Source organism: Pseudomonas sp. yb_2 (assembly GCF_043103905.1).
GTDB classification, from domain to species: domain Bacteria; phylum Pseudomonadota; class Gammaproteobacteria; order Pseudomonadales; family Pseudomonadaceae; genus Aquipseudomonas; species Aquipseudomonas alloputida.
The window spans coordinates 102,482-115,653 of the sequence record NZ_JBICKH010000028.1 but is presented as its reverse complement, the minus strand read 5'-3'; the positions used below and the strand labels follow the sequence as shown (position 1 = coordinate 115,653).

At 62.2% G+C, this 13,172-nt stretch carries 9 protein-coding genes; 6 read left to right on the top strand and 3 right to left on the bottom strand.

Going from position 1 to position 13,172, the window contains the following annotated elements; all coding sequences use genetic code 11:
- Window positions 1-194 precede the first annotated feature (194 nt).
- The 4 genes from gltB to ACF8FB_RS06650 all read left to right on the top strand — a co-directional run bounded on the left by gltB (window position 195) and on the right by ACF8FB_RS06650 (window position 7,905).
- Complete coding sequence (gltB, locus tag ACF8FB_RS06665) at window positions 195-4,640, top strand: glutamate synthase large subunit (RefSeq protein WP_392511137.1); 4,446 nt, start codon at window positions 195-197, stop codon at window positions 4,638-4,640.
- Between the two features lie 123 nt (window positions 4,641-4,763).
- The gene (locus tag ACF8FB_RS06660; protein ID WP_003249156.1) at window positions 4,764-6,182 is read left to right on the top strand and encodes an FAD-dependent oxidoreductase; all 1,419 of its coding nucleotides are present in this window, start codon (window positions 4,764-4,766) and stop codon (window positions 6,180-6,182) included.
- Window positions 6,183-6,376: 194 nt separating this feature from the next.
- Window positions 6,377-7,441, top strand: a complete 1,065-nt coding sequence (hemE, locus tag ACF8FB_RS06655; RefSeq protein WP_010955621.1) for a uroporphyrinogen decarboxylase — start codon at window positions 6,377-6,379, stop codon at window positions 7,439-7,441.
- A gap of 116 nt (window positions 7,442-7,557) precedes the next feature.
- Entirely contained in the window at window positions 7,558-7,905 is a 348-nt protein-coding gene (locus ACF8FB_RS06650; protein WP_014859120.1) for a YgiW/YdeI family stress tolerance OB fold protein, read from the top strand.
- 67 nt (window positions 7,906-7,972) lie between these two features.
- Here the strand turns inward: ACF8FB_RS06650 and ACF8FB_RS06645 are convergent, their stop codons facing one another.
- Entirely contained in the window at window positions 7,973-9,160 is a 1,188-nt protein-coding gene (locus tag ACF8FB_RS06645; protein WP_232014165.1) for an MFS transporter, read from the bottom strand.
- Between the two features lie 165 nt (window positions 9,161-9,325).
- Between ACF8FB_RS06645 and ACF8FB_RS06640 the strand changes: the two genes are divergently transcribed.
- Together ACF8FB_RS06640 and ACF8FB_RS06635 are read left to right on the top strand one after the other, a co-directional pair.
- On the top strand, window positions 9,326-10,225 hold the full coding sequence (locus tag ACF8FB_RS06640; protein ID WP_010955618.1) for a LysR family transcriptional regulator: 900 nt from the start codon (window positions 9,326-9,328) through the stop codon (window positions 10,223-10,225).
- A gap of 76 nt (window positions 10,226-10,301) precedes the next feature.
- On the top strand, window positions 10,302-11,075 hold the full coding sequence (locus ACF8FB_RS06635) for a ParA family protein (protein WP_010955617.1): 774 nt from the start codon (window positions 10,302-10,304) through the stop codon (window positions 11,073-11,075).
- Here ACF8FB_RS06635 and trxC read toward each other — a convergent pair.
- Together trxC and selO are read right to left on the bottom strand one after the other, a co-directional pair.
- Window positions 11,072-11,506: a thioredoxin TrxC gene (gene trxC, locus ACF8FB_RS06630; protein ID WP_010955616.1), complete on the bottom strand. Its 435-nt coding sequence runs from the start codon at window positions 11,504-11,506 to the stop codon at window positions 11,072-11,074. The two genes, ACF8FB_RS06635 and trxC, sit on opposite strands and share 4 nt — an antisense overlap.
- A 130-nt stretch (window positions 11,507-11,636) precedes the next feature.
- Entirely contained in the window at window positions 11,637-13,097 is a 1,461-nt protein-coding gene (gene selO / locus ACF8FB_RS06625) for a protein adenylyltransferase SelO (protein WP_392511136.1), read from the bottom strand.
- Window positions 13,098-13,172 lie beyond the last annotated feature (75 nt).

The window sequence follows — 13,172 nt, the reverse complement described above, 5'->3', positions numbered from 1 at the left end:
GCAAAAACATTCAAAATTGCGACATAAATTTTCAATGGCGAGACATGAAAATTTGTGGGCGTCGCTGTCGCTGTGCAACAATGGTTTTCCATGACCACCGCAAAAAAGCTGGCGTTTGATCGGCGTGGATGGTAAGTGGTTGTTAAAAAAGAGATTTACCTCCGTTGAGAGGTGAACCTGGTGAGAATGTGTCTATGAAAACAGGTCTGTACCATCCCGAAGAATTCAAGGACAACTGTGGTTTTGGCCTGATCGCCCATATGACGGGTGAGCCGAGCCACCACCTTCTGCAAACTGCCATGCAGGCGCTGACATGCATGACCCACCGCGGCGGCATCAATGCCGACGGCAAGACCGGTGACGGTTGCGGTCTGCTCATGCAGAAGCCCGATCAATTCCTGCGTGCCATGGCCCAGGAGCACTTCGCTGTCGAGCTGCCCAAGCAGTACGCCGTCGGCATGGTGTTCTTCAACCAGGACCCGGTCAAAGCCGAAGCTGCCCGCGCCAACATGGACCGCGAGATCCTCGCCGCTGGCCTGAAACTGGTCGGCTGGCGCAAGGTGCCGATCGACACCAGCGTCCTCGGCCGCCTGGCCCTGGAGCGCCTGCCGCAGATCGAGCAGGTGTTCATTGGCGGTGAAGGCCTGAGCGACCAGGAATTCGCCATCAAGCTGTTCAGTGCCCGTCGTCGTTCGTCGGTGGCCAACGCCCACGACGCCGACCACTACATCTGCAGCTTCTCGCACAAGACCATCATCTACAAAGGCCTGATGATGCCGCGCGATCTCGCGGCGTTTTATCCAGACCTGGGTGACGAGCGCCTGCAAACCGCGATCTGCGTGTTCCACCAGCGCTTCTCCACCAACACCCTGCCGAAATGGCCGCTGGCGCAGCCGTTCCGCTTCCTCGCCCACAACGGCGAGATCAACACCATCACCGGCAACCGCAACTGGGCCGTGGCTCGTCGCACCAAGTTCGCCAATGACCAGATCCCGGACCTCGAAGAGCTCGGCCCGCTGGTCAACCGCGTCGGTTCCGACTCGTCCAGCATGGACAACATGCTGGAACTGATGGTCACCGGTGGCATCGACCTGTTCCGCGGCGTGCGCATGCTGGTACCGCCAGCGTGGCAGAACGTCGAGACCATGGACGCCGACCTGCGCGCCTTCTACGAATACAACTCCATGCACATGGAGCCGTGGGATGGCCCGGCCGGTATCGTCATGACCGAAGGCCGCCACGCGGTGTGCCTGCTCGACCGTAATGGTCTGCGCCCGGCGCGCTGGGTGACCACCACCAATGGTTACATCACCATCGCCTCGGAAATCGGCGTATGGGGCTATCAGCCTGAGGAAGTGCTGGCCAAGGGCCGTGTCGGCCCGGGCCAGATCCTTGCCGTGGACACCGAAACCGGCCAGATCCTCGACACCGACGCCATCGACAACCGCCTGAAGTCGCGCCACCCGTACAAGCGCTGGCTGCGTCAGCACGCCACCCGCATCCAGGCGACGCTGACCGACGACCAGGGTGTGGCCAGCTACGACGCTGACCAGCTCAAGCAATACATGAAGATGTTCCAGGTCACCTTCGAAGAGCGTGACCAGGTACTGCGCCCGTTGGGTGAGCAGGGCCAGGAAGCCGTTGGCTCGATGGGTGACGACACGCCGATGGCCGTGCTGTCGCAGCGCGTGCGCTCGCCGTACGACTTCTTCCGCCAGCAGTTCGCTCAGGTAACCAACCCGCCGATCGACCCGCTGCGCGAAGCGATCGTAATGTCGCTGGAAATCTGCCTGGGTGCCGAGCGCAACATCTTCCAGGAGTCCCCGGAGCACGCTTCGCGGGTCATCCTCAGCTCGCCGGTCATCTCGCCCGCCAAGTGGCGTTCGCTGATGAACCTGGAGCGCGAAGGCTTCGACCGCCAGCTGATCGACCTCAACTATGAGCAGAGCGTCGGCCTGGAAGCGGCCATCCGCAACATTGCCGACCAGGCCGAAGAAGCTGTGCGTGGGGGCAAGACCCAGCTGGTGCTGAGCGACCGTTATATCGCCCCGGGCAAGCTGCCGGTGCACGCTTCGCTGGCCGTTGGTGCAGTGCACCACCGCCTGACCGAACAGGGCCTGCGTTGCGACAGCAACATCCTGGTGGAAACCGCTACCGCCCGTGATCCGCATCACTTCGCCGTGCTGCTGGGCTTCGGTGCCTCGGCCGTTTACCCGTACCTGGCGTATGAAGTACTGGCTGACCTGATCCGTACCGGCGAAGTGCTGGGCGACCTGGACGAAGTGTTCAAGTACTACCGCAAAGGTATTTCCAAGGGCCTGCTGAAGATCCTGTCCAAGATGGGTATCTCCACCATCGCCTCGTACCGCGGTGCACAGCTGTTCGAAGCCATTGGCCTGGCCGAGGAAGTGGTCGGCCTGAGCTTCAAGGGCGTGTCCAGCCGCATCAAGGGTGCGCGCTTCGAAGACCTGGAAAACGACCAGAAGCTGCTGGCGGCCGAAGCCTGGAGCGCGCGCAAGCCGATCCAGCAAGGTGGCCTGCTGAAGTTCGTCCACGGTGGCGAATACCACGCCTACAACCCGGACGTGGTCAACACCCTGCAAGCGGCTGTGCAGCAGGGCGACTACGCCAAGTTCAAGGAATACACCACGCTGGTGGACCAGCGCCCGGTGTCGATGATTCGTGACTTGCTCAAGGTGAAAGTGGCCGACCAGCCGCTGGCGCTGGAGCAGATCGAGCCGCTGGAGGCGATTCTCAAGCGTTTCGACTCGGCGGGTATCTCGCTGGGTGCACTGTCGCCGGAAGCCCACGAAGCGCTGGCCGAGGCCATGAACCGCCTGGGCGCACGCTCCAACTCGGGTGAAGGCGGCGAAGACCCGTCGCGCTATGGCACCATCAAGAGCTCGAAGATCAAGCAGGTGGCCACCGGCCGTTTTGGTGTGACCCCGGAGTATCTGGTCAACGCCGAAGTGCTGCAGATCAAGGTTGCCCAGGGCGCCAAGCCGGGTGAGGGCGGCCAGTTGCCGGGCGGAAAGGTCAACGGCCTGATCGCCAAGCTGCGTTATGCGGTACCGGGCGTGACCCTGATCTCGCCACCGCCACACCATGACATTTACTCGATCGAAGATCTGGCCCAGCTGATCTACGACCTCAAGCAGGTCAACCCGCAGGCGCTGGTATCGGTCAAGCTGGTAGCCGAAGCGGGCGTGGGCACCATCGCCGCAGGTGTGGCCAAGGCCTATGCCGACCTGATCACCATCTCCGGTTACGACGGTGGTACCGGTGCTTCGCCGCTGACCTCGATCAAATACGCCGGCGCCCCTTGGGAGCTTGGCCTTGCGGAAACCCACCAGACCCTGCGCGGCAATGACCTGCGTGGCAAGGTACGGGTGCAGACCGACGGCGGCCTGAAAACCGGCCTGGACGTTATCAAGGCGGCCATCCTCGGCGCCGAAAGCTTCGGCTTTGGTACCGCGCCAATGATTGCCCTGGGCTGCAAGTACCTGCGCATCTGCCACCTGAACAACTGCGCCACCGGCGTGGCCACCCAGAACGACAAGCTGCGCAAGGACCACTACATCGGCACCGTCGACATGGTGATCAACTTCTTCACCTTTGTCGCCGAAGAAACCCGCGAGTGGTTGGCCAAGCTGGGCGTGCGCAGCCTTGGCGAGCTGATCGGCCGTACCGACCTGCTCGAAGTGCTGCCAGGTGACACCGAACGCCAGCAGTACCTGGACCTGTCGCCGCTGCTGGGCAGCTCGCACATTCCTGCGGACAAACCGCAGTTCTGCGAAGTCGACAAGAACCCGCCGTTCGACCTGGGCGAGTTGGCCGAGAAGATGGTTGATATGGCCATGCCGGCCATCCGCGACCAGGCGGGTGGCGAGTTCAGCCTCGACATCTGCAACTGCGACCGCTCCATTGGTGCGCGTGTGTCGGGCGAAATCGCCCGCCTGCACGGCAACCAGGGCATGGCCGCGGCGCCGATCACCTTCCGCTTCAAGGGGACTGCGGGCCAGAGCTTTGGTGTGTGGAACGCCGGTGGCCTGAACCTGCACCTGGAAGGCGACGCCAACGATTACGTCGGCAAAGGCATGACCGGTGGCAAGGTCACCATCGTGCCGCCAGCCGGCAGCCCGTTCGAAACCCAGCACAGCGCCATCGTCGGCAACACCTGCCTGTACGGTGCCACTGGCGGCAAGCTGTTTGCCGCAGGTACTGCGGGCGAGCGCTTCGCTGTACGTAACTCCGGCGCCCATGCTGTTGTCGAGGGCACTGGCGATCACTGCTGTGAATACATGACCGGCGGGTTTGTCTGCGTTCTGGGCAAGACCGGTTACAACTTCGGTTCTGGCATGACTGGCGGCTTTGCCTACGTGCTCGACATGGACAATAGCTTCGTCGACAAGCTCAACCACGAGCTGGTGGAAATCCAGCGTATCAGTGGCGAAGCGATGGAGGCCTACCGTAGCCACCTGGCGCGTGTCCTTGCCGAGTATGTGGATGAGACCGGCAGCGAGTGGGGGCGTGAGCTCTCGGAGAACCTGGACGACTACGTGCGGCGCTTCTGGCTGGTCAAGCCGAAGGCAGCCAACCTGAAGCAGCTGTTGTCCAGCACCCGTGCCAACCCGCAGTAAAAACAGCTGCAAGTGGCAAGCCTCGAGCTGCAGGTAATGGCAGTGCGAGGTTTGCCCGGCTTAAGTGATCGTCTTGCGGCTTGCAGCGTGTAGCTTGCAGCTGCTGTAAAGAGGTTTTGAAAAATGGCTGAACGTCTGAACAACGACTTCCAGTTCATCGAAGTGGGCCGAAAGGACCCGAAAAAAAAGCTGCTGCGCCAGCGCAAGAAGGAGTTCGTGGAAATCTACGAACCGTTCAAGCCGCAGCAGTCCGTGGAGCAGGCGCACCGCTGCCTGGGCTGCGGTAACCCGTATTGCGAGTGGAAGTGCCCGGTACACAACTTCATCCCCAACTGGTTGAAGCTGGTCTCCGAAGGCAACATCCTGGCCGCGGCGGAACTGTCGCACCAGACCAACACCCTGCCGGAAGTATGCGGCCGTGTTTGCCCGCAAGACCGCCTGTGCGAGGGTGCCTGCACCCTGAACGACGGTTTCGGCGCGGTGACCATCGGCTCGGTGGAGAAGTACATCACCGACACCGCCTTCGCCATGGGCTGGCGTCCGGACATGTCAAAGGTCAAGCCAACCGGCAAGCGCGTTGCCATCATCGGCGCCGGCCCGGCGGGCCTGGGCTGCGCCGACGTGCTGGTGCGCGCCGGGGTAACCCCGGTGGTGTTCGACAAAAACCCTGAGATCGGTGGCCTGCTGACCTTCGGTATCCCCGAGTTCAAGCTGGAAAAGACCGTGCTCAGCAACCGCCGTGAAGTGTTCACCGGCATGGGCATCGAGTTCCGCCTGAACACCGAGGTGGGCAAGGATGTGACCATGGAACAGCTGCTCGCCGAGTACGACGCGGTGTTCATGGGCATGGGTACCTACACCTACATGAAGGGCGGCTTCCCGGGTGAAGACCTGCCGGGCGTGCATGACGCACTGGACTTCCTGATCGCCAACGTCAACCGCAACCTGGGCTTCGAGAAGTCGCCGGAAGACTTCGTCGACATGCAGGGCAAGAAAGTGGTGGTGCTGGGTGGTGGTGACACCGCGATGGACTGCAACCGTACCTCGATCCGTCAGGGTGCCAAGGCGGTGACCTGTGCTTATCGTCGTGACGAAGCCAACATGCCGGGTTCGCGCAAAGAGGTTAAGAACGCCAAGGAAGAGGGCGTGAAGTTCCTCTACAACCGTCAGCCCATTGCCATTGTGGGCGAGGACAAGGTCGAAGGCGTCAAAGTGGTCGAGACTCGCCTGGGCGAGCCTGATGCCCGTGGCCGCCGCAGCCCTGAGCCAATCCCGGGCTCCGAAGAGATCCTGCCGGCAGACGCCGTGGTAATCGCCTTCGGCTTCCGCCCGAGCCCGGCGCCTTGGTTTGAACAGCATGGCATTCAGCTGGACAGCCAGGGTCGTGTGGTTGCCCCGGAGAAGGGCAAGTTCAAGCACCAGACCAGCAACCCGAAAGTGTTTGCCGGTGGCGACATGGTGCGCGGTTCGGACCTGGTGGTGACTGCGATCTTCGAAGGGCGTACGGCTGCCGAGGGTATCCTGGACTACCTCGAAGTCTGAGGTTCGACCTGTTCGCGGGCATGCCCGCTCCCGCAGGGTTAAGCGCAGAACCCGTGGGGGCAGGCATGCCCGCGAAGCTTTTGTATACAAAAACGCTTGATCTGTGGCATCCAATAGACAAAACACATGGCCATGGCCGTGCCTTTTGCGCTGGTGTCTGAGAAAATGCCCGCACTATTTTTCCGGATGCCGACATGACTGCCCTGAAGAACGATCGTTTCCTGCGTGCACTGCTCAAGCAACCCGTAGACGTCACCCCGGTGTGGATGATGCGCCAGGCCGGCCGCTACCTGCCGGAGTACCGCGCCAGCCGCGCCAAGGCCGGTGACTTCATGAGCCTGTGCATGAACCCGCAGTTCGCCTGCGAGGTCACCCTGCAGCCGCTGGACCGCTACCCGCTGGACGCAGCGATCCTGTTCTCGGACATCCTTACCATTCCCGATGCCATGGGCCTGGGCCTGTACTTTGAAACCGGCGAAGGCCCGCGTTTCAAGAAGGTCATCAGCACCCCCGCCGACATCGAGGCGCTGCCAGTTCCGGACCCACAGAAAGACCTCGGCTACGTGATGGATGCGGTCAGCACCATTCGCCGTGAGCTCAATGGCCGTGTGCCGTTGATCGGCTTCTCCGGCAGCCCGTGGACCCTGGCTACCTACATGGTCGAAGGCGGCTCGTCGAAGGACTTCCGCAAGACCAAGGCCATGGCCTACGACAACCCGCAAGCCCTGCACCTGCTGCTGGACAAGCTGGCCCAGTCGGTCACCAGCTACCTTAACGGCCAGATCCTGGCCGGCGCCCAGGCCGTACAGATCTTCGACACCTGGGGCGGCAACCTGTCGGCGGCGGCCTATCAGGAGTTCTCCCTGGCCTACATGCGCAAGATCGTCAGCGGCCTGATCCGCGAGCACGAGGGGCGCAAGGTGCCGGTGATCCTGTTCACCAAGAATGGTGGCTTGTGGCTGGAAAGCATTGCCGAAGCCGGCGCCGACGCGCTGGGCCTGGACTGGACCTGCGAGATCGGCGACGCCCGTCGCCGCGTGGGTGACAAGGTGGCGCTGCAAGGCAACATGGACCCGACCGTGCTGTATGCCAAGCCCGAGGCCATTCGCAAGGAAGTGGCGCGCATCCTGGCCAGCTATGGCCACGGCACTGGCCATGTGTTCAACCTTGGCCACGGCATCACGCCGGAAGTTGACCCGGAACATGCGGGTGCATTCATCAACGCCGTGCACGAACTGTCGGCGCAGTACCACCAGTGACTTGATGCACTGCACAGTAAACCCGGCTTCGATGCCGGGTTTTTTGTACGTTAAGTTTGAATTCAGCGATCGTCGCTAATCTGGTCCCATCGAAACCGAAACAGGACCCGATTATCATGAAAATCCGTTATCTCGCCCTCATCCTCGCCCCCTTGTTCAGCACTGGCGCATTTGCGGCTGGCTACACCGGCCCTGGCGCCCAGTCGGTAACCACGGTTGCCGCCGCGAACGACGCCGCCGACGACACCCCGGTTGTGCTGCAGGGCTTCGTGACCAAGAAGATCAACAACGACGACAAGTACGAGTTCAAGGACAACACCGGCACCATCACTGTCGAGATCGACGATGAGGACCTGCCGCCGACACCGTTCAACGACAAGACCAAGGTGAAGCTGACCGGTGAGGTTGAAAAGCACCTGATGAGCCGGGAAGTGGATGTGGATATTGTCGAGATCATCAACTGATCTGATGGCCTCTTCGTGGTCACACCCGCTCCCACAGGTTGTGGGTGCGGGCGTGCCCACGAATGCATCACACCGTTTTGGGTGGCAACTTGCTCAGGTGCAACGCCACCATCAAGGCCACCGCCAGCAAGCTGCCAATGAACAGCCCGATCCCGTTCCAGCCCCACTGGTGCCAGAACACCCCGCCCGCCGTACCGGCCACGCTGGAGCCAGCGTAGTAGCAGAACAGGTACAGCGACGACGCCTGCCCCTTGGCCTTCAGCGCCCGGCGGCCGATCCAGCTGCTGGCCACCGAGTGCGCACCAAAGAAGCCGAAGGTGAACACCAGCATGCCCACGATCACCATCACCAGTGGACTGGCCAGCGTCATCAGCAAGCCAACCGCCATTACCACGATACTGGCCCAGAACACCTTGCGCCGGCCCAGTTTGTCCGCCAGGGCGCCGACCTGTGCAGAACTGTAGATACCCGACAGGTAAACCACCGACAGCAAGCCGACCAGCGCCTGGTTCATGTGGTAGGGCTCGGCCAGCAGGCGGTAGCCGATGTAGTTGAACAATGTGACGAAGGCGCCCATCAGCAGGAAGGCTTCAAGGAACAGCCAGGGCAGGCCGGCGTCCTTGAAGTGCATGACAAAGCCGTCCAGCAGGCTGCGTGGGTTCATCGTCTGTGCGCGGAAATTGCGTGACTCCGGCAGCACCTTCCAGAACACCAGCGCGGCCACCAGGGCCAGGCCGCCAATGGTCAGCATCGCCGTGTGCCAGCTGACGAAGTCGATCAGTACGCCCGTGATGAGCCGCCCGCTCATGCCGCCAATCGCGTTGCCGCCGATGTACAGGCCCATGGCCAGGCCAATGTGTTGCGGGTGGATCTCTTCGCTCAGGTAAGTCATCGCCACTGCCGCCAGGCCGCTCAGCGACAGGCCGACCAATGCGCGGGTGGCCAGTACCAGCTCCCAGCTGGGCATCACTGCGCTGGCCAAGGTGGACAGGGCGGCGCAGACCAGCGCGAACACCATCACGGGCTTGCGTCCGATGCGGTCAGAAATGGGGCCGGTGATCAGCAGGCCGAACGCCAGCATGGCGGTGGACACCGACAGCACCAGGCTGCTCTGTGCCGCGTTGATGGCAAACTCCCGGGACAGCAGAGGCATCATCGGCTGTACGCAGTACAGCAAGGCGAAGGTGGCGAAACCGCCGCTGAACAAGGCCAGCACGGTTTTCATGAAGGCGGGTGTGCCTTTTTCGATCCACATTTCGGTCAGGATGGCAGGTTTTGGCTCAAGGAGGAGGGGGGCTACTGCAGTTTTCACGGGCGGGTACCTCTGGCGCAATGAAAAAAGCATATAGCTGGCTAACGATTAGATCCAATATATTGTTCGACCTATTTGAGATGTTTTACGACTTGATTGGAGCGGCTCATGGAACTGCGTCATCTGCGTTACTTCATTGCTGTGGCCGAAGAGCTGCACTTTGGCCGCGCCGCCCAGCAGCTGGGTATTTCCCAACCGCCCTTGAGTCAGCAGATCCAGGCCCTGGAGCAGGAGTTGGGGGCGCGGTTGTTCGACCGGACCAACCGTCGTGTCGAACTGAGCGAGGCCGGTCGATTGTTCCTCGAGGAGGCGCGCCAGGTATTGGCGCAGGTGGAGAAGGCCGCGGATGTCGCCCGGCGTGCGCAGTTGGGCGAGCTGGGGGAGATGAAAATCGGTTTCACCTCCTCGGCCCCGTTCACCTCGAAAATCCCCAAGGCCATTCACGCCTTCCGTCAGCGCTTTCCGGCGGTGCACCTGAACCTCAAGGAAATGAGCAGCCGTGATGTTGCCGAAGGGGTATTCGACGAGTCCATCGAGGTGGGGTTGATGCGGCCGATGCCGCTGCCGGAGGGGTTGGTGGCCACCGAGTTGTTCCGAGAACCGTTGGTGGCGGTGATCAATGCCTCGCATCCGCTGGCTGAGGGCACTGAGCAAGGCGTCTACATGGCGGCGTTGGCCCCTGAGCCCTTCGTGTTCTTCCCGCGCAGTTATGGCAGCGGCTTGCATGCACAATTGCTGAGCCTGGCCCGGCATGCGGGTTTCAGCCCCCATTTTGCGCAAGAGGCAGGGGAAGCGATGACCATCATCGGCCTGGTCTCGGCGGGGCTGGGGGTGTCGGTGTTGCCGGCGTCGTTCCAGCGCATGCGCATCGAAGGGGTGGTGTACCGCACCTTGCTCGATGAAGAGGCGATGACGGCGGTGTGGCTGGTGCAGCGCGAGCGTGGTCATTCGGTCATGGCCAAGGCATTTGCCGAGTTGTTGACAGGGCAGGTGGTCGGTCAGGCGTGATGCCGGTCAAATGGCACTGGTCATTGCCCCACTGCCACCACATACTCGGGCATTCGTTGATACACGGAGGTCAATCATGCGGCGCGTGGTGTTCAATCAGAAGGGTGGCGTGGGCAAGTCGAGCATTGCCTGCAACCTGGCGGCGGTCAGTGCCAATGAAGGCTACCGGACCTTGTTGATCGACCTGGATGCCCAGGCGAACTCGACCCAATACCTCACCGGCCTGACCGGCGAGGACATCCCCATGGGCATCGCCGATTTCTTCAAGCAAAGCCTTTCCAGCGGGCCGTTCAGCAAGAAGAACAAGGTCGATATCTACGAAACCCCGTTCGACAACCTGCATGTGGTCACCGCCACTGCCGAGCTGGCCGACCTGCAGCCAAAGCTGGAGGCAAAACACAAGATCAACAAGCTGCGCAAGTTGCTCGACGAGCTGGACGAGGATTACGAGCGTATCTACATCGATACCCCGCCGGCGCTTAATTTCTATGCGGTTTCTGCGCTGATCGCTGCCGATCGCGTGCTGATCCCCTTCGACTGCGACAGCTTTTCGCGCCAGGCCCTGTATGGGCTGCTGGCCGAGATCGAAGACCTCAAGGAAGACCACAACGAAGACCTGGTGGTCGAAGGCATCGTGGTCAACCAGTTCCAGTCACGTGCCAGCCTGCCGCAGCAGATGCTCGACGAACTGCTGGCCGAAGGGTTGCCGGTGCTGCCGGTGTACTTGGGCAGCTCGGTGAAAATGCGCGAATCGCACCACGCCAGCCTGCCGCTGATTCACCTGGAGCCGCGGCACAAGCTGACTCAGCAGTTTGTCGAGCTGCATTCGCTGCTTGAAGAAAACGCTTAAACCCCTTGGCTACGCAGCCACTCCAGCAGCGACTGGAGTGGAAACGCCCCGGCCTGGCGGCTGATTTCGCGGCCGTTCTTGAACAGCAGCAGGCTGGGGATCGAGCGTATGCCCAGTTGCCCTGCGAGGTTACGGTTGGCTTCGCTGTCGAGCTTGGCCAGGCGGCAGCGGCCAGCAAGCTTCCGGGCGGCCTCTTCGAAGGTGGGGGCGAATGACTTGCACGGGCCGCACCAGTCGGCCCAGATGTCGACCAGCAGCGGCAGGTCGCCTTTGATCTGGCTGGCGTAGCTGGCTTCGGTAAGTTCGAAGGGGGTGCTCAACAGCACATCCTTTTTGCAGCGACCGCATTTCGGCGCATCGCCCAGGCGCTCGGCGGGCAGGCGGTTGAGGCCGTTGCAGTGGGGGCAGGGGATTACCAGTGGGTCGGTCATTTCATCTCCGGTGTTGGGTTCACGGTTTCCTTGTGTGAGCGGGCGTGCCCGCGAACACCGGCGAAGCCGGTGCAATCCATCACGCTGCCTGCTTCGCGGGCACGCCCGCTCCCACAGGATTCGGCACTAATCAGGAAGAGCAGCTGATTTCCAGGTGCTTGCCCCACTCCGGCGGTCGCTCGGCGTAGGCTTGCATCCCGGGCTGTTCCTCGAAAGGCCTGGCCAGGACTTGGTGCAGCCGTCGAACTTCACTGTAGTCCCCCGCCTCGGCCGCTTCGATGGCTTTCTGCGCCAGGTAGTTGCGCAGCACGTACAGCGGGTTCACCGCATGCATCCGCTCGCGGCGGCCTTCGGCATTGCCGGGCTCACGCCCACAGCGGGCCAGGTAGTCTGCGCCCCAGGCATCGAAACCGGCCAGGTCGATAAAGTCATCGCGCGCCACCTTCAGCGCCTCGGCTACCGGCTGCTCACCCAGTTTGCGGAAGAACAGGCTGTAGTCCACGCCACCGCGTTGCATGCACTGCAGCAGGCGCTCGACCAGCACCATGTCATCATCTTCGGCGGTGGTCAGCCCTAGGCGCCGGCGCATCAGGTCCAGGTAATGGGCCTGGTACAGCGGCAGGAACAGGCCCAACGCTTCCTTCAGTGGCTCAACTTCGATCACGGTGGTCAGTGCCTGGGCCAGCGCGCTGAGGTTCCAGTGGGCGATGGGCACCTGGTTGGCGTAGCTGTAGCGGCCACGGTCGTCGGAGTGGTTGCAGATGAAGTTGGCGTCGAAGTCATCCAGGAACGCGTAGGGGCCAAAATCGAAGGTGATGCCGAGGATCGACATGTTGTCGGTGTTCATCACGCCGTGGCAGAAGCCATACGCCTGCCAGCGGGCGATCAGTTCGGCATTGCGCTCGACGATGGTGCGGAACATGGCCAGGTAAGGCTGCTCGGCGTCACGGCATTCGGGATAGTGCTGTTCCAGCACGTGGTCGATCAACACGCGCTGCTGCTCGGGCTGCTTGGTGTAGTAGAAGTACTCGAAATGGCCGAAACGCACATGGCTCTGCGCCAGACGCGTCAGCATGGCCGCGCTTTCACGGGTTTCGCGCCACACCGGGGTGCTGGAACCGATTACGCACAGTGCCCGGCTGGTCGCGATACCCAGGGCGTGCAGGGCTTCGGAGGCGAGAAACTCGCGAATCGACGAGCGCAGCACGGCACGGCCGTCACCCATGCGGGAGTAGGGTGTCTGGCCGGCGCCCTTGAGGTGCAGGTCCCAGTGTTCGCCTGCGTCGTTGAGCACTTCGGCCAGCAGCAGGCCACGGCCGTCGCCCAGACGTGGGTTGTACGAGCCGAACTGGTGGCCGGAATAAACCATCGCCCGAGGGTCGGCCTCTTCCCACAGTTTGTGGCCGCTGAACAGCTCGGCGAACACCGGCAGCTCGGCCTGGGCGGGGTCGAGGTCGAGCAAGGCCATGGCCGACTCGCTCGCTACCACCAGGCGCGGGTCTGCAATGGGCTCGGGCAGCACCTGGGTGGAGAACGCATCGCCCAGGCGGGCGAAGCGGTTGTCGAAGGTGAGTTGGTCGAGGGCTTTCACGGGACTGCTCCTTGGAATCGGTGCCAATGGGGCCGCTTGGCGGCCTTTCGCGGGTGAACCCGCCCCCACAGCGGC

What these genes read in the sequence shown, in the direction of transcription:
- gltB (WP_392511137.1), top strand. Translation starts at nt 195, where the DNA reads ATGAAAACAGGTCTGTACCATCCCGAAGAATTCAAGGACAACTGTGGT.
- ACF8FB_RS06660 (WP_003249156.1), top strand. Translation starts at nt 4,764, where the DNA reads ATGGCTGAACGTCTGAACAACGACTTCCAGTTCATCGAAGTGGGCCGA.
- hemE (WP_010955621.1), top strand. Translation starts at nt 6,377, where the DNA reads ATGACTGCCCTGAAGAACGATCGTTTCCTGCGTGCACTGCTCAAGCAA.
- ACF8FB_RS06650 (WP_014859120.1), top strand. Translation starts at nt 7,558, where the DNA reads ATGAAAATCCGTTATCTCGCCCTCATCCTCGCCCCCTTGTTCAGCACT.
- ACF8FB_RS06645 (WP_232014165.1), bottom strand. Translation starts at nt 9,160, where the DNA reads ATGTGGATCGAAAAAGGCACACCCGCCTTCATGAAAACCGTGCTGGCC.
- ACF8FB_RS06640 (WP_010955618.1), top strand. Translation starts at nt 9,326, where the DNA reads ATGGAACTGCGTCATCTGCGTTACTTCATTGCTGTGGCCGAAGAGCTG.
- ACF8FB_RS06635 (WP_010955617.1), top strand. Translation starts at nt 10,302, where the DNA reads ATGCGGCGCGTGGTGTTCAATCAGAAGGGTGGCGTGGGCAAGTCGAGC.
- trxC (WP_010955616.1), bottom strand. Translation starts at nt 11,506, where the DNA reads ATGACCGACCCACTGGTAATCCCCTGCCCCCACTGCAACGGCCTCAAC.